14 protein-coding genes are annotated in these 16,248 nt (G+C 73.8%); 4 read left to right on the plus strand and 10 right to left on the minus strand.

Features of this window, described 5'->3' with window-relative positions; genetic code table 11:
- Positions 1–22: 22 nt before the first annotated feature.
- Together PS271_RS22110 and PS271_RS22115 are read right to left on the minus strand one after the other, a co-directional pair.
- Positions 23–4,771: an ATP-dependent helicase gene (locus PS271_RS22110; RefSeq protein WP_495656758.1), complete on the minus strand. Its 4,749-nt coding sequence runs from the start codon at positions 4,769–4,771 to the stop codon at positions 23–25.
- A 211-nt stretch (positions 4,772–4,982) separates the two neighbouring features.
- Positions 4,983–5,903 carry a prenyltransferase/squalene oxidase repeat-containing protein gene (locus PS271_RS22115; RefSeq protein ID WP_398383992.1) on the minus strand — a complete coding sequence of 307 codons (921 nt, stop codon included), beginning with the start codon at positions 5,901–5,903 and terminating at the stop codon, positions 4,983–4,985.
- A gap of 80 nt (positions 5,904–5,983) precedes the next feature.
- Here PS271_RS22115 and PS271_RS22120 point away from each other — a divergent pair, with 80 nt between their 5' ends.
- From PS271_RS22120 to recX, 4 genes are all read left to right on the plus strand, one after another.
- A complete protein-coding gene (locus tag PS271_RS22120) occupies positions 5,984–6,178 on the plus strand; it encodes a DUF3046 domain-containing protein (protein WP_030368707.1) in 195 nt (64 codons plus the stop codon).
- Positions 6,179–6,245: 67 nt separating this feature from the next.
- The gene (locus PS271_RS22125) at positions 6,246–7,388 is read left to right on the plus strand and encodes an AI-2E family transporter (RefSeq protein WP_398383994.1); all 1,143 of its coding nucleotides are present in this window, start codon (positions 6,246–6,248) and stop codon (positions 7,386–7,388) included.
- A 217-nt stretch (positions 7,389–7,605) separates the two neighbouring features.
- Positions 7,606–8,727, plus strand: coding sequence for a recombinase RecA (gene recA, locus PS271_RS22130; RefSeq protein WP_398383996.1), 1,122 nt, complete (start codon positions 7,606–7,608; stop codon positions 8,725–8,727).
- Between the two features lie 3 nt (positions 8,728–8,730).
- Complete coding sequence (recX, locus tag PS271_RS22135; RefSeq protein WP_398383998.1) at positions 8,731–9,357, plus strand: recombination regulator RecX; 627 nt, start codon at positions 8,731–8,733, stop codon at positions 9,355–9,357.
- Positions 9,358–9,397: 40 nt separating this feature from the next.
- Here recX and PS271_RS22140 read toward each other — a convergent pair whose 3' ends face one another.
- The 8 genes from PS271_RS22140 to PS271_RS22175 form a co-directional block, all read right to left on the minus strand.
- Positions 9,398–9,817: a rhodanese-like domain-containing protein gene (locus tag PS271_RS22140; protein ID WP_398383999.1), complete on the minus strand. Its 420-nt coding sequence runs from the start codon at positions 9,815–9,817 to the stop codon at positions 9,398–9,400.
- The gene (locus tag PS271_RS22145) at positions 9,814–10,368 is read right to left on the minus strand and encodes a cysteine dioxygenase (RefSeq protein WP_398384000.1); all 555 of its coding nucleotides are present in this window, start codon (positions 10,366–10,368) and stop codon (positions 9,814–9,816) included. The genes PS271_RS22140 and PS271_RS22145 overlap by 4 nt, the downstream gene beginning before the upstream one ends.
- 84 nt (positions 10,369–10,452) lie before the next feature.
- Entirely contained in the window at positions 10,453–10,539 is an 87-nt protein-coding gene (locus tag PS271_RS22150) for a putative leader peptide (protein WP_398386985.1), read from the minus strand.
- Between the two features lie 32 nt (positions 10,540–10,571).
- Positions 10,572–12,371 (minus strand): FAD-dependent monooxygenase, encoded by a 1,800-nt coding sequence (locus PS271_RS22155; protein ID WP_398384001.1) that lies wholly within the window; start codon positions 12,369–12,371, stop codon positions 10,572–10,574.
- 234 nt (positions 12,372–12,605) lie between these two features.
- Positions 12,606–13,514, minus strand: a complete 909-nt coding sequence (locus PS271_RS22160; RefSeq protein WP_398384003.1) for an amino acid ABC transporter permease — start codon at positions 13,512–13,514, stop codon at positions 12,606–12,608.
- On the minus strand, positions 13,511–14,161 hold the full coding sequence (locus PS271_RS22165) for an amino acid ABC transporter permease (RefSeq protein ID WP_030368700.1): 651 nt from the start codon (positions 14,159–14,161) through the stop codon (positions 13,511–13,513). Before PS271_RS22165 ends, PS271_RS22160 begins: the two co-directional genes overlap by 4 nt.
- Before the next feature lie 114 nt (positions 14,162–14,275).
- The gene (locus PS271_RS22170; RefSeq protein WP_398384005.1) at positions 14,276–15,199 is read right to left on the minus strand and encodes a glutamate ABC transporter substrate-binding protein; all 924 of its coding nucleotides are present in this window, start codon (positions 15,197–15,199) and stop codon (positions 14,276–14,278) included.
- 206 nt (positions 15,200–15,405) lie between these two features.
- Entirely contained in the window at positions 15,406–16,182 is a 777-nt protein-coding gene (locus PS271_RS22175) for an amino acid ABC transporter ATP-binding protein (RefSeq protein ID WP_367130331.1), read from the minus strand.
- Positions 16,183–16,248: the final 66 nt, after the last annotated feature.

The raw sequence follows: 16,248 nt of genomic DNA on the forward strand, positions 1-16,248 counted from the left end.
TCCTTACCGGGAGTCTTCCGGCTCAGGGTGCGCGCAGGCGCAGGCCCTTGGGCGTGGCGTGGAAGCCCGCCGTCTCCAGCAGCGGCCCCAGGGGGGAGGACAGGGCGGAGCCGCCGTTGATGCGCTCGACCGTGACGGTGCCGAGCGCTCCCGCCCGGGCCGCCCCGGCCAGGGCCTCGGCGGCTTCGCGCAGCCCTGCGTCGCCGGCGTCCGCGGTCTCCGCGCCCTCCTGCTGCGGCCAGGCGAGCAGGGTCTTGCCGCCGCGCTCCATGTACAGCGCGAGGGCACCGTCGAGGAGGACGACCAGAGAGCCCGCCTTGCGCCCCGGCTTGTGGGCCGCCCCGGCGGGCGGCTCGGGCCAGGGGAGGGCCGCGCCGTAGGCGTTGGCGGGGTCGGCGGCGGCGAGGACGACGGCCCGGGTGCGGCGGGGCGCGGCTGACGGGGCCTCCCAGGGAGCCGTGGGCACCTCGGCCGGGCCGCCGCCCGCGCGGTCGCGGGCCGTGCTCGCGGCTCGCAGCCGGTCGACCGCGCCGTCCATGGCGAACTGCGCGGCGCCCAGGCCCTCCACCACGTAGCCGCGGCGCGCCTGGCCGCTCTCCTCGAAGACCGACAGCACGCGGTACGCCGCGGAGAAGCCGCCTTCGACGCCTTCGGCCGCCACGGCTCCCCGGGTGACCACGCCGTGCCGGTCGAGGAGCGTGCGGGCCAGGGCGTGGGCGCGGTGCGTGGGGTCGGGCTCGTGGGCGGGCAGCAGGGACCAGCGGCCGGCGACCGTGGGCGGCCCGCCGCGTGAGGCGGTCGGCGCGGTGGGCAGGCCGCCGCGGGCCGTGAAGGAGCCGTAACGCCCGCGCGGGACCGCGCGCTTGGCGCGGTGCGCCGTCGAGCCCGCAGTCCGCCCGGAGCCGAGGAGGGCGCGGAGCGGGGCGAGGGTGTCGTTGGTGAGCCGCCCGGACCAGGCCAGGTCCCAGACGGCCTCCGCGATCTGCGGCTCCGTGCCGTCGGGGACGGTGGCGCGGACCCGCTCGGCGATCTGACGGAAGAACAGGCCGTAGCCCCCGGAGAGCGCGTCGAGGACCGCGTGGTGGAGCGGCGAGAGCTCCAGCGGGTGGGGCGCGGGCAGCAGGAGCGGGGCGGCGTCGGCGAGCAGCAGCGACACCCAGCCGTCCTTGCCGGGGAGGGCACCCGCGCCGGCCCACACGACCTCGCCCGCCGCGGTGAGCTCGTCGAGCATCGCCGGGGTGAAGTCCCGTACGCGCCCGGGCAGCACGAGCTTCTCCAGGGCCGACGCCGGGACCGGCGCTCCTTGCAGCTGCTCGACGGCGCGCAGCAGCCCGTCGATGCCGCGCAGGCTGTGCGTGCCGACGTGCTGCCACTGGGGGAGGAACGCCGCCAGCGCGGCGGGCGGTACGGGCTCGAGCTCGTGCCGCAGTGCGGCCAGGGAGCGGCGGCGGAGCCTGCGCAGGACCGCCGCGTCGCACCATTCCTGGCCGATGCCGGAGGGGTGGAACTCGCCTTGGACGACGCGGCCGCCGGCCATGAGGCGGTGGAGCGCCCCGTCGGTGACGGCGGTGCCCAGCCCGAAGTGGGCCGCGGCCTCGGCCGACGTGAAGGGGCCGTGGGTGCGGGCGAAGCGGGCGAGGAGGTCGCCCAGCGGGTCCTTGACGGGCTCGGTGAACGCCTCGGGGACGCCCACGGGGAGCGCGGTGCCGAGGGCGTCGCGCAGCCGTCCCGCGTCCTCCACTGCGGCCCAGCGGTCCTCTCCGGCGATCCGTACGGGGATGGCGCGGCGGGCCTCCGCGAGCTCCCGCACCCAGGCCGGTTCGGCGCCCCGTGCGGCCAGTGCGGCGTCGGTCAGCGGGCCGAGGAGGCGCAGCAGGTCGGCGACGCTCTCCGGGTCCTTGGCCCGCCGGTCGTCCGTGAGCCACTGCACCTCGCGCTCCAGGTCCGCCAGGACCTCGGCGTCGAGGAGCTCGCGCAGCTCGGCCTGGCCCAGGAGCTCGGACAGCAGCCGCGAGTCCAGGGACAGGGCGGCGGCGCGGCGCTCCGCGAGGGGCGAGTCGCCCTCGTACAGGAACTGGGCGACGTAGCCGAAGAGCAGCGAGCGGGCGAACGGCGACGGCTCCGGGGTGGTCACCTCCACCAGCCGTACGCGGCGGGCTTCGATGTCGCCCATGAGCTCGGTGAGGCCGGGGACGTCGAAGACGTCCTGGAGGCACTCGCGGACGGCCTCCAGGATGATCGGGAACGATCCGAACTCGCTCGCCACCTGGAGCAGCTGGGCGGCGCGCTGGCGCTGCTGCCACAGCGGGGTGCGCTTGCCGGGGTTGCGGCGGGGCAGCAGCAGGGCGCGGGCGGCGCACTCGCGGAAGCGCGAGGCGAACAGGGCGGACCCGCCCACCTGGTCGGTGACGATCCCGTCGACTTCGCCCTTGTCGAAGACGACGTCCGCGGCGCCGACGGGCGACTGCTCGCCGTCGTACTCCGCGCCCTGGCGGGCGGGGTCGGCGTCGAGGAGGTCGAGGCCCATCAGGTCGGCGTCGGGCAGCCGCAGCACGATGCCGTCGTCCGCGTGCATCACCTGGGCGTCCATGCCGTACCGCTCGGTGAGCCGGGCGCCCAGGGCGAGCGCCCAGGGGGCGTGCACCTGTGCGCCGAAGGGCGAGTGGATCACGACGCGCCAGTCGCCCAGCTCGTCGCGGAAGCGCTCCACGACGATGGTCCGGTCGTCCGGGACGTGGCCGCAGGCCTCGCGCTGCTCGCTCAGGTAGGCCAGGGCGTTGTCCGCCGCCCAGGTGTCGAGCCCGGCGGCCGTCAGCCGCTCGCGGGCGGCGTCCGGCTCGGCGGAGCCCACCTCGCGCAGGAACGCGCCCAGGGCCCGGCCCAGTTCGAGCGGGCGCCCCAGCTGGTCGCCCTTCCAGAAGGGCAGCCGCCCGGGAACGCCCGGGGCGGGGGTGACGAGGACCCTGTCGCGCGTGATGTCCTCGATCCGCCACGAGGTGGTGCCCAGCGTGAAGACGTCGCCCACGCGCGACTCGTAGACCATCTCCTCGTCGAGCTCGCCGACCCGGCGGCCGCCCTTGGCGCCGTCCTTGGAGTCGGCTCCGGCCAGGAAGACGCCGAACAGGCCGCGGTCGGGGATGGTGCCGCCGGAAGTGACGGCCAGCCGCTGCGCGCCCGGGCGCCCCGTGACCGTGCCGGCCACGCGGTCCCACACCAGGCGCGGCCGCAGCTCCGCGAAGGCGTCGGAGGGATACCGCCCGGCGAGCATGTCGAGCACCGCCGTGTAGGCCGACTCGGGCAGCGAGGCGAACGGGGCGGCCCGCCGCACCAGGGCCAGGAGCTCCTCCACGTCCCAGGGGTCGACGGAGACCATGGCGACGATCTGCTGCGCCAGGACGTCCAGCGGATTGGCGGGCACCCGCAGCGACTCGATGGACCCCGAGCGCATCCGTTCGGTCACCACGGCCGCCTGCACCAGGTCTCCCCGGTACTTGGGGAAGACGACGCCCGTGGACACGGCGCCGACCTGGTGGCCCGCGCGGCCCACGCGCTGGAGGCCGGAGGCGACCGACGGCGGCGACTCGACCTGGATGACGAGGTCCACGGCGCCCATGTCGATGCCCAGCTCCAGGCTGGACGTCGCGACGACGGCGGGCAGCCGGCCCGCCTTGAGGTCCTCCTCGACCAGGGCGCGCTGCTCCTTGGAGACCGAGCCGTGGTGCGCGCGGGCGAGGACCGGCGGCGCCCCCCGGGCCGCGCCGGACTCGGCCATCAGCTGGGCGGGGGAGTGGTGCTCGGGGAGGGGCTCGCCGGTGGTGCGCTCGTAGGCGATCTCGTTCAGCCGGTTGCACAGCCGCTCGGCCAGGCGGCGGGAGTTGGCGAAGACGATGGTGGAGCGGTGGGCCTGGACGAGGTCGGCGATGCGCTCCTCGACGTGGGGCCAGATCGACGGCTTGTCCTTGCCGTCCCCGCTGTCCTGCACGGGGGACGCGCCCAGCTCGCCCAGGTCCTGCACCGGGACGACCACCGACAGATCGAACTCCTTGCCGGACGGCGGCTGGACGATCTCCACCCGGCGCTGCGGCGAGAGGTAGCGGGCGACTTCGTCCACCGGCCGGACCGTCGCGGACAGGCCGATGCGCCGCGCGGGGCGGGGCAGCAGGGCGTCGAGCCGCTCCAGGGATAGGGCGAGGTGCGCGCCCCGCTTGGTGCCGGCGACGGCGTGGACCTCGTCGAGGATGACCGTCTCCACGCCCGCCAGTGCGTCCCTGGCGGCGGACGTCAGCATCAGGAACAGCGATTCAGGCGTGGTGATGAGGATGTCGGGCGGCCTGTTGACGAGCGCCCGGCGCTCGGCGGGCGGGGTGTCGCCGGAGCGGATCCCGACGCGCACCTCCGGCTCGGGCAGCCCCAGCCGGACGGCAGCCTGCCGGATGCCGGTCAGCGGGCTGCGGAGGTTGCGCTCCACGTCCACCGCGAGGGCCTTGAGCGGGGACACATAGAGCACCCGGCAGCGCTTCTTGGCCTCGGCCGGCGGCGGGCTGCTCGCCAGCCGGTCCAGGGAGGCGAGGAAGGCCGCGAGGGTCTTGCCGGACCCCGTCGGCGCGACCACGAGGACGTCCGACCCCTCGCCGATCGCGCGCCAGGCCCCCGCCTGCGCCGCCGTGGGCGCGCTGAAGGCCCCCGTGAACCAGGCGCGGGTCGCCGGGGAGACCCCCGCGAGTGCCCCGCCCGCATCCGCCGCCGCACCGGCCGCCGTCTCGTCCGCCATGTCACCCATCGTGCACCGCACCACTGACATTGCCCCGGACCCGCAGGTCAGTCCCGGTGGGCGGGGGTGCGCGGGGCGGGCGCGGCCGGGTGCATGAGGCGGGGGCGGGTGCGGGCGCATGGGGCAGGGGCGGCCGGGCGCATGAGGCGCCGGCAGGGGACGGTGCGGTGGTGTGCGAGTGAGGCGGTGGCGCCCGGGCGAGGAGCCGGCGTCACACGGCGCGGTCGTAGGCGCGCAGGGTCAGCAGGGCGGTGAGGGTCACCATCGGCCGGCACTCCAGGCGGGTGCCGGGCGCCCACTCGCGCCAGCGGACCGGCCAGCCGCCGTCCTCCTGCTGCGAGGCGGCGAGGAAGTCCAGCGACCGCTCCATCTCCGCGTCGGTGAACCAGGAGCGGGCCGGCGAGTCCGGGGTGGGCGCGTAGTCGTGCGGGTAGTGGTGCTCGCCCGGCGCGTAGCCCTCGGAGACGGGGTAGTCGGCCACCCGCGCGGGGTCCAGGACCGCCAGCCGCTGCTCCCGGACGACCCGGCCGAGTCGTTCGGCTGCCACCTGCGCCCGCCGCCGGTCCGGGGCCCCGTCCAGGAAGGCGATCGCCGCCGACACCTCGTACGGGTGAGTCCGTGCGCCGCTGCCGAGGGCCTCCACCGCGGCCCAGCAGAAGTCGGTGGCCCGGAACAGCCACGCGTGCCACACCTCGTTGCGGTGCAGCAGGCCCACCACGGGGCCGGTGGCCAGGAGGTCGCTCGGCGGGTCGTCCACCACCGGGGTCCACGGGGCCGCCGGGTAGCCACGCAGGGAGGGGTGGAGGGCGGGCAGCGCGCCGTCGGGGGTGGAGACGGCCGTCAGATAGCGGCAGACGCGCTCCATGCGCCGGTCGCCGCAGCGGCCGATCTCGTCGAGGACGCGCAGCGCGTGGGCGGTGTGCAGCGGCTGGCTCACGGGGCCGCGCAGATCCGGCTCCAGGGCGAAGCCGTAGCCGCCGTCCTCGCCGAGATACGCCGCCAGGGCCGCTTCCACGGCGTCGGGACCGCCGTCCAGGAAGTGAAAGGCGAATCTCCGCTGCTCCAGGACGCGGGCGGTGAGCCAGATGAACTGTTCGGCACGGACTGCGGGGGATGTTCCGGATCGGGCCATGCACCGACCGTAGGCCGGAAAACGCCCCCCGGTCAGCGGCTCATGGCGGGCAGCACCCTCAGGGGCGGGATACTGGGCGCATGCGGTTGACGGTTTTCTGGCAGCGGATGGCGAATCATTTCGGCGCGGCGTACGCCGACTCCTTCGCGCGCGACCACGTGATGTCCGAGCTGGGCGGGAGGACGGTGCACGAGGCGCTGGACGCCGGCTGGAACGCCAAGGACGTGTGGCGGGCGGTGTGCCGGGCCCTGGAGATCCCCGACGACAGACGCTGACGGACATGCCGGGCCGGCGCCGCGGGATGACATTCTTCTGGTTCGCCCGGTAGGCCACACTTGCGGCGTGGCAGCAGACGATCCCGCTCCGGAACCCGCCCCGCCCGCCCCGCCGCCCCCGCTCATCCCGCCGACTCCGCCCGGCCCCGCCGCCGGCATACCGCCCTGGCTGCCCCGTGCCATGGTGTCGGCGCTCGCCCTGGTCGCCTGCTTCATGCTGGCGGTCTGGGCCTTCCAGCAGCTCATCGGGCTGCTGCTGAACATCCTGATCGCCTTCTTCCTCGCCCTGGCCATCGAGCCGGCCGTCTCCCGGCTCTCCGCCCGCGGCATGCGCCGCGGCCTGGCGACGGGCCTGGTCTTCCTCGCCGTCACCATCGTCGTCGCGGGCTTCTTCGCCCTGCTCGGCTCGATGCTCGCCGACCAGATCATGACCATGGTCGAGAACTTCCCCTCGTACCTCGACGCGGTCATCAAGTGGGTCAACCGGGTGTTCCGCACGAGCCTGTCCCGCGTGCAGGTCCAGGAGAGCCTGCTGCACTCGGAATGGCTGCAGCGGTACGTGAAGAGCAGCGCCAGCGGCGTCCTGGACGTCTCGGCCACCGTCCTGGGCGGGCTTTTCCAGCTGCTGACCGTGGTGCTGTTCTCGTTCTACTTCGCGGCGGACGGGCCCCGGCTGCGCCGGTCCCTGTGCTCCGTGCTGCCGCCCCGCCGGCAGGCCGAGGTGCTGCGCGCCTGGGAGCTCGCCGTCGCCAAGACCGGCGGCTACATCTACTCGCGCGCCCTCATGGCGCTGGTCTCCGGCGTCGCCCACTACGTGCTGCTCGTGATCCTGGGGGTGCCCTACGCGCCCGCCCTCGCGATCTGGGTGGGCTTCGTCTCGCAGTTCATCCCGACGATCGGCACCTACCTGGCGGGCGCCCTGCCCGTGCTGCTGGCCTTCACGGTGGACCCCTGGTACGCGGTCTGGGTGCTCGGCTTCGTGGTGGTCTACCAGCAGTTCGAGAACTACGTGCTGCAGCCGCGCATTACCGCCAGGACCGTCGACATCCACCCCGCCGTCGCCTTCGGCTCGGTGGTCGCGGGCGCCGCCCTGCTCGGGGCCGTGGGGGCGCTGGTGGCCATCCCGGCGACGGCGACGCTGCAGGCGTTCCTGAGCGCGTACGTGAGGCGGTACGAGGTGACGGGGACGGCGGGAGAGACGGGGGGCTGACAGGGCGGCGGGCCCGGAGTGGCGCGCTTGACAGCAAAATCGAACATCCATTCTTATGGGTTTCCCGGCGCCGTGGAGCCGTGTGCGGAACCGTGTTCCGGGCTCCTTCGGGGGCCGGGTTATCCACAGGCCGGAGCGACGCCCGGGCGCATTGTCAGTGGCAGGCGTTAGCGTCGTGGACGTGAAGCGATCGACTCAAGCAAACCGGGTGGAACCCATGGCAGGCACCGACCGCGAGAAGGCGCTGGACGCCGCGCTCGCACAGATTGAACGGCAATTCGGCAAGGGTGCCGTGATGCGCCTCGGAGAGCGGCCGAACGAGCCGATCGAGGTCATCCCCACCGGGTCGACCGCTCTCGACGTCGCCCTCGGCGTCGGCGGGCTCCCGCGCGGCCGCGTGGTGGAGGTCTACGGCCCGGAGTCCTCCGGCAAGACGACCCTGACCCTGCACGCCGTGGCCAACGCCCAGCGCGCCGGCGGCACGGTGGCCTTCGTGGACGCCGAGCACGCCCTCGACCCCGAGTACGCCAAGAAGCTCGGCGTCGACATCGACAACCTCATCCTGTCCCAGCCGGACAACGGCGAGCAGGCCCTGGAGATCGTCGACATGCTGGTGCGCTCCGGCGCGCTCGACCTGATCGTCATCGACTCCGTGGCGGCCCTGGTGCCGCGCGCGGAGATCGAGGGCGAGATGGGCGACTCGCACGTGGGCCTCCAGGCCCGGCTCATGAGCCAGGCGCTCCGGAAGATCACCAGCGCGCTCAACCAGTCCAAGACCACCGCGATCTTCATCAACCAGCTCCGCGAGAAGATCGGCGTGATGTTCGGCTCCCCGGAGACCACGACCGGTGGCCGGGCGCTGAAGTTCTACGCCTCGGTGCGCATCGACATCCGCCGCATCGAGACCCTGAAGGACGGCACCGAGGCCGTCGGCAACCGCACCCGCTGCAAGGTCGTCAAGAACAAGGTCGCGCCGCCCTTCAAGCAGGCCGAGTTCGACATCCTCTACGGCCAGGGCATCAGCCGCGAGGGCGGCCTGATCGACATGGGCGTGGAGCACGGCTTCGTCCGCAAGGCCGGCGCCTGGTACACGTACGAGGGCGACCAGCTCGGCCAGGGCAAGGAGAACGCCCGCAACTTCCTCAAGGACAACCCCGCCCTCGCCGACGAGATCGAGAAGAAGATCAAGGCGAAGCTGGGCGTGGGCGGCGCGTCCGAGGCCCCGGAGGGCGAGCCCGCCGCGGCCGGTGCCGAGGCGGACGCGCCGGCCAAGTCCGTGCCCGCCCCGGCGGCGAAGTCCACGGCGAAGGCGGCCAAGGCCACGGCTGCCAAGAGCTGATCCATGACACGCCGATGGGAGCACCCCCGGCCGGGCGCCGGGGAAGACCCGCCGGGACCGGATGCGGATGACCGAGCCGGCGGCGGCGCCCCCTCCTCGTCGAGGGCCGGGGACACCGGGGCGCCGCTGCCGCCCGAGGAGCAGGCGCGGGCGATCTGCCTGCGCCTGCTCACCGGGACCCCGCGCACCCGTAAGCAACTCGCGGACGCCCTGGCCAAGCGGGGCATCCCGGACGAGGCCGCCGAGGAGGTCCTCTCCCGCTTCGAGGACGTGGGCCTGATCGACGACGCGGCGTTCGCCGGGGCCTGGGTCGAGTCCCGGCACCACGGCCGGGGCCTGGCCCGCCGCGCCCTCGCCCGCGAGCTGCGCACCAAGGGCGTGGACTCCGCGGTGATCGACGAGGCCGTGGGGCAGCTCGACGCCGAGCAGGAGGAGCGCACCGCCCGCGAGCTGGTCGAGCGCAAGCTCCGCTCCACCCGCGGGCTGGACCGCGAGAAGCGGCTGCGCCGCCTCGCCGGGATGCTGGCCCGCAAGGGCTATGCCGAGGGCCTCGCCCTGCGCGTGGTGCGCCGCGCGCTGGAGGAGGAGGGCGAGGACCCGGAGCTGCTGGACTACCTGGCGGAGGGGTAGGCCCGGCCTTCCCCTCCCCCGCATCGTGGCGCCCCCGGTACTACGGGGCCTCTGGAGTCGCGGTACTACGGGCCCCGGCCGCCGTGCTCGGTGTCACCGGCAGTCCTGCCGCGCGCCAGGCCTGGAAGCCGCCCGCCAGGTCCGTGGCGCGGTGCAGGCCCAGCAGGCGCAGGGAGGCCGCCGCCAGGCTCGACGCGTAGCCCTCGTTGCAGATCACGACTACCCGCAGGTCGTGCCCGGTCGCCTCGGGCGCGCGGTGCTCGCACTGCGGGTCGAGCCGCCATTCCAGCTCGTTGCGCTCCACCACGAGCGCTCCGGGGATGGTCCCGTCGCGCTCGCGCAGTGCCGCGTAGCGGATGTCGGCCAGCAGCCCGCCCGCGGCCTGAGCGGCCGCGGCCTCGGCGGGGCCGAGCCGGTCCAGGCCCTCGCGGGCGGCCGCCAGCAGTTCCTCGACCCTCACGCCCACTCCTCCGGCCACTCGACCTGCTCCAGCCGCAGCACCTGCCCGCTGCGGCCGTACCGCCGCATCAGGGGCAGCGGCGGGTAGTACGCGTGCACGGAGACCGCATGCTGCTCCGCCGAGGCGTTGCGCACCTGGTGCACGTGGTGGGCGCCGAAGGCCCGGCCCTGTCCTCCGGAGAGCCGCCTCTCGCGGTCGACGCCGTCCGCCAGCTCCAGCGCCATCCAGCCGTCCGCGGGGAGCGGGGCCGCCAGTGAGTGCTCCGTCAGCACGCCGCCCGCGACGGCCAGCGCGCCGTGCGAACCGCCGTGGTCGTGCCAGCCGGTGCCGCTGCCCGGCGGCCAGCCGATCAGCCAGGCCTCGCTGTCGCCCGGCCCGTTGAGCCGCATCCAGGTGCGGCCCTCGGGATCCAGGGGGAGGGAGGAGACCAGCTGCGCGTCGGCGGCCGCGCGCCGGGCGAAGGCGAGGAGGTCCGCCTCGGAAGGCGCGCCCGGGGCGCCGGAGGAGACCGGGGAGGAGCCGGGCACGGGTGTGGGCAGGGGAAGGAACACAGGGACCGTCCTGAGTGATCGCGAAGGAGCGCGCGGCGGCCGGCGCACAGAGCGCACACGCAGGCCGCGCGGAGGAAATGCGGATCAGCAGGACGGACGACAGACGCAGCCCGCGTAGCGGACGAGGTCCAGGTGGACCCTCCGCCAGAAGTGCGCGCCGCTGTTAGTCACGTTCCGTAGTCAATCATGGCGGTCGGTGCGGGTCAATGGTTGGCTGTGGCTTCACTGGGGGCTTCCTTCGGCGCCTGCGCGCCCCCTGAGCCCTCAACGCTCCCGGAAGCCGCCCCCGTAACTGCTCCCGCCGCCGTGCCCTCGGAGCCGCCGCCGGCCTGCGTGCCGTCCGCTCGCCTGCCGCCGGCCCGGCCCTGGCCTTCCAGCCCCTCACCCGCCGCCCCGCCCCGTACGGCGTCGGCGCACGCGTACAGCTCCGCGGGCCGCACGCCCGCCAGCGCCGCCACCAGGTGCCCGTCCGGGCGCACCACCAGCACCGTGTGGGCGGGAGCGCCCGGGTACTCGTCGGTGACCAGCAGTTCGGCGCGCATGGGGAGGGCGCTGACGGCGGCCTCCAGCATCGGCATGAGGCCGGCGTCCGCCCAGTGCCGCCGTTCCCACACGCCGCTGCCCGGGGCGGTCAGGACCACCAGGAGGTCGCCGCCCAGCCGTTCCCGCAGTGGTACGCGCGAGCCGTCCGGAGCGGTCACCCGCACGTTCTCGGCCGGCGCCCCCAGGGGCGTGGCCACCGCGACGGACGCGGCGGGCGGTGCCGCGGGGGCCAGGGGCGTCCGGGGGTACGAGGGGGGTGTGCCCAGCTGCCCGCGCCCGACGTGGCCGTCGGTGAGCAACTCGTCGTGCCCGCGCAGGGCGCCCGGCAGCAGCGCGCGGCGCACGTTGTTCCACCCTCCCGCGCCCCGTACCGCCGGCAGCGCCCGGTCGGCGGCGCGCAGCCGCGCCCCGACCGCCTCGCGCCGCTCGGCCTGGTAGCTGTCCAGCAGCATCTCGGAGGCGCCGTGGTGCCAGGCGAGGGCCAGCTTCCAGGACAGGTTCTCGGCGTCGCGCAGGCCCTCGTCGAGGCCCTGCGTGCCGAGCGCGCCCAGCAGGTGGGCGGCGTCCCCGGCGAGGAAGGCGCGGCCGGTGCGCATCCGGCGCGTGAGGCGGTGGTGGACGGTGTGCACGCCGGTGTCCAGAAGGTCGTACGGGGGTACGTCGCCGCACCAGGCGGCCAGCGAGTCGCGTACGCGGGTGAGGAGCGCGTCGGGAGTGACGAGTTCGCCTCCGGGCGGCAGGGGCCAGTCGAGCCGCCAGACGCCGTCCGGCAGCGGGCGGGCGCTCACTTCGCCGCCCCGTGCGGGCGAGCGGTGCAGCACGGCCTCGCCGGGCCAGGGCAGCTCGGCGCGGAGCGCGGCGACCGCGTACCGCTCGACGGCCGTTCGCCCCGGGAAGCGCGCGCCGAGCAGCTTGCGCACGGTCGACCGGGCGCCGTCGCAGCCGACGAGGTAACTTCCCCGCCAGGTCGAGGCGTTGTCACCGCGAAGGTGCGCGGTGACCCCGTAGGCGTCCTGGCGGAGCGTCTCCAGGCGGCCGGCGCGGACGACGCGCACCTTGTCCTCGCGGGCGAGCGCGGCCCGCAGCTCCCGCGTCAGGACGTGCTGCGGCAGGTGCAGCGGCGACGGCCCGGCGTCCTCCGTGCCCTCGGCCGTGCCGTCCGCCGGGGCCGCCCCGGGGGCCGTGAACGACAGGCGGGTGACCACCGCGCGGCGCCGCATGGTGCGCCAGCCCGTCCACCGGGCGCCCTCGTCCGTCGCGCACCCCAGCCGCTCCAGCAGGGCGGCGGTGCCGGGGGCGAGCACGGCCGTGCGGGCCGGGCGTTCCTCGTCGGGCGCGGGCCCCTCGCCCGGGGTCCCGCCGGTCTCGTCGAGGAGGACGACGCGCACCTCGTGGCGGGCCAGGGACAGGGCGAGGGCGAGGCCGACGGGGCCGGCCCCGACGACGATCACCGGGTCCACGGCACGGCTCCCGGGCATCCGCTGCGGCCGAGATCCCTGCCCGGGGCTCCACGGTACGTACGGGGCGTACGGGACGTATGGGATCCGACGGGGGGAACGCGGTGCTCGATCACAGAACGTATGCAACCCACTGCGGGTGCGTGCGTCAAGTGATCAGGGCGCTCGCCGCGGCGCGCCGCACGGGGCGCGCCCCGCCGACCGGACCGGCCGACGGGGCGTCACCTGCGGGGTTGCTCAGCCGGTGTGGGCTCCGTCTGCGCCGGAGGCGCCGTCCGCGCCTGCCGCGGAGCCGGTCGTGACGGCGCCGCCGACGGTCGCCATCGCGGGCGGGGCGCCCTTGCGCGAGCGCTGCGTGCGCCGTTCGACCCAGGTGGCCACCGACGACAGCGCGAGGCAGAGCACGATGTAGATCGAACCGAAGACGATCACCATCGGGATGAAGGCGTAGACGCCGTTCACCGGCTTGGTCTGCTCGGCGAAGGCCTTGCCGACGAAGAGCAGTTCCTCGTAGAGGATGATGAATCCGAGCGAGGTGTCCTTGAGGGTCACCACGAGCTGGCTGATGATCGACGGCAGCATCGTCCGTACGGCCTGGGGGATCAGGACGCTCGACATGACCTGCGACTTGCGCAGGCCGAGCGCGTAGGCCGCCTCGCTCTGCCCGCGGGGCACCGCGTTGATCCCGGAGCGGAAGATCTCCGCCTGCACGGAGCCGTTGTAGAGCGTGAGGCCGAGGACCAGCGCCCACATCGGGTCGGAGGTGAACACCCCCGCGAACAGCAGGAAGATCATGATGACCAGCGGCATGGCGCGGAAGAACTCGACCACCACCGTGGCCGCCCAGCGCACCGGCCGGTGGTCGGACAGCCGTGCGGCCGCGAGGACCGCGCCGAGCGCGACCGACAGGACCGCCGCGATCGCGAACGTCTTCAGGGTCGTCAGCAGCCCGTCGACGATCCGCTGGTGGGTGTCGGCGTACTCGTAGTCGTCCCAGAGGCCGGGCTGGAACTGGCCGGTGTCGTCCAGCTTGTAGATGACGAAGGCCACCAGGCCGAGGATCGCGACGGTGGAGAGTGCCCCGTAGAGGCGGTTGCGGGCCCGCGCCCGGGGGCCGGGGGCGTCGTAGAGGACGTTCGCGCTCATCGGGCCACCGCCAGCCGGTTCTCCAGCAGCCGGAACAGGCCGCTGATCGCGAGAGTGATGATGATGTAGCAGACCGCGATCCACAGGAAGATCACGTAGATGTTGTAGCCGGTGTCGGCGTTGAGGGACTTCTGCACGGAGCCGAGCTGGGTGACGTTGAAGCCGGAGGCGATCGCCGTGTTCTTGGTGAGGGCGATCATCAGGCTGCCGATCGGCGGCACGGCGGTGCGGGTGGCCTGGGGCAGGACGACCTGACCCAGGGTCTGGTTGAAGGTCATCCCGATGGAGCGGGCCGCCTCCGCCTGGCCGACCGGCACGGAGTTGATGCCGGACCGGACGGCCTCGCAGATGAACGCCGAGGTGTAGCACCCGAGCGTCAGCACGGCGAGCCAGAAGGAGTCCCAGCCCTTGAGGCCGAGGGCGGGCAGCCCCAGGGTGACGGCGAGGAACAGCAGCACGAGGGGGGTGTTGCGCAGCAGGGTCACCCAGGCGGTGCCGAATATTCGCAGGGCGGGCACCGGGGAGACCCGGAACGCCGCCATCAGGATGCCCAGCACCAGGGCGAGCAGACCGCTGAGCCCGGTGAGCTCGACGGTGCCGAGGAAACCTTCGCGGAACTCCGCGAAGTGGTCCGACAGAACGTTCAAGGCGGCTCTCCCGGCGGGTTGTTACGGATCGGCGGCGGACGGGGCGGTGATGGGGCGTGCGGGGTGCGGCGTGCGGCCTGCCGCGGGGCTCGGGGCCTGCCGCGGCCGCGGCCGTCAGTAGCGGTTGACGGCGGGCGGGTTCGGCGCGGGGTTGCCGGCGAGGCCGATGGTGGCGTCGTACGCCTTCTTCCAGTCGCCGTTCTTCTCGTGCGCCTCAAGGGCGTTGTTGACGGCGTCCCGCAGCGCCTTGTCGTCCTTCTTCATGCCCACGCCGTACGGCTCCTCGGAGAACGGCTTGCCGAGGACCTTCAGGGCGCCCTTGTTCTCCGCGGCGTAGCCCTTGAGGATCGCGTCGTCGGTCGTCACGGCGTCGACCGTGCCGGACACGAGCTCCTGCACGCACAGCTGGTAGCCCTGCTGGGCCTTGGCCTCGCCCACCCCGTACTTGGGCTCCTTGATGCGCTTGAGCGGCGTGGAGCCGGTGGCCGAGCAGACCTTCTTGCCCTTGAGGTCGTCCGGGCCCTTGATGCTGCTGTCGGACTTCACCAGGAGGTCCTGGCCGGCGACGTAGTACGGGCCGGCGAAGTCGATCTGCTTCTTGCGCTCGTCGTTGATCGTGTACGTGCCGACGTAGAGGTCGACGCCGCCACTGGCGATCTGCGTCTCGCGGGCCTCGGACGGCACCGTCTTGAACTTGATGTGGGCCTCGTCGAAGCCGAGGTCCGCCGCGATCATCCGGGCGATCTCCACGTCGAAGCCGGAGCGCTTCTTGGAAGTCGGGTTCTCGTAGCCCATGCCCGGCTGGTCGGCCTTGGTGCCGATGGTGATCGTCTTGCCCTTGATCCGGTCGAAGACGGGCGAGCCCTTGACGTCGGCCGCGGTGTTCACCGTGTAGGTCGGCACGGCCGGCGCGGACTTGCCGTCACTGGGCTTGCCGTCCTTGTCGTCATCGGGGCTGCCGGACTTCCCGCAGGCGGTGGCGGCCGTGGTGAGCGCCAGCGCCACGGCGGCGGCTGCGACGGTCTTGCGGAGCTTCATGGTGAACATCCTTTGCGTCAGCAGGTGGTACGGAGCGGTCGGGCAGCCGTGGCGGGGGAGGGGCGGCGAGAGGTGAGAGGGCCCGTACGACCCTGACGGCCGTGAGGCCGGTGGTGCGGGCTCCAGCGGTACGGGTTCGCGCCCGCGAGTCCGGTGGAGGAAACCCGCCGGCGCGGGTCGGCGGTGCGGGCTCCGGCGGGTCCGGGTCAGTGGTGCAGGATCTTCGACAGGAAGTCCTTCGCCCGGTCGCTGCGCGGGTTGCTGAAGAACTGGTCCGGCCGGGCCTCTTCGACGATGCGGCCGTCCGCCATGAAGACGACGCGGTTCGCCGCGGAGCGGGCGAAGCCCATCTCGTGGGTGACGACGATCATCGTCATGCCGTCCCGCGCGAGCTGCTGCATGACTTCCAGCACCTCGTTGATCATCTCCGGGTCGAGCGCGGACGTCGGCTCGTCGAACAGCATCACCTTGGGGTCCATGGCCAGGGCGCGGGCGATGGCCACGCGCTGCTGCTGGCCGCCGGAGAGCTGCGCCGGATACTTGTCCGCCTGGGCGCCGACCCCGACGCGGTCGAGCAGGCCGCGGGCCTTCTCCTCGGCCTCGCGGCGGTCCGTCCTGCGCACCTTGACCTGGCCGAGCGTCACGTTCTCCAGGACGGTCTTGTGCGCGAAGAGGTTGAACGACTGGAAGACCATGCCCACGTCGGCGCGCAGCCTGGCCAGCTCCTTGCCCTCCTGGGGCAGCGGTCTGCCGTCGATGGTGATCGTCCCGGAGTCCGTGGTCTCCAGGCGGTTGATCGTGCGGCACAGGGTCGACTTGCCGGACCCCGACGGGCCGATCACGACGACGACTTCGCCCCGCGCGATGGTCAGGTCGATGTCCTGGAGGACATGCAGGGCGCCGAAGTGCTTGTTGACGCTCTTCAGGACGACCAGTGGGACCGCGGCGCCCGTGGCCTGCCCGGCCACCGATTCTTCGCTCATCGGCGTTCCTCGCTCCATCCTCCTCGATTGGGAGGACCCTAATGAGCGGTGACGAACAGCGTCATT

The organism is Streptomyces sp. SCA2-17 (genome assembly GCF_044336695.1).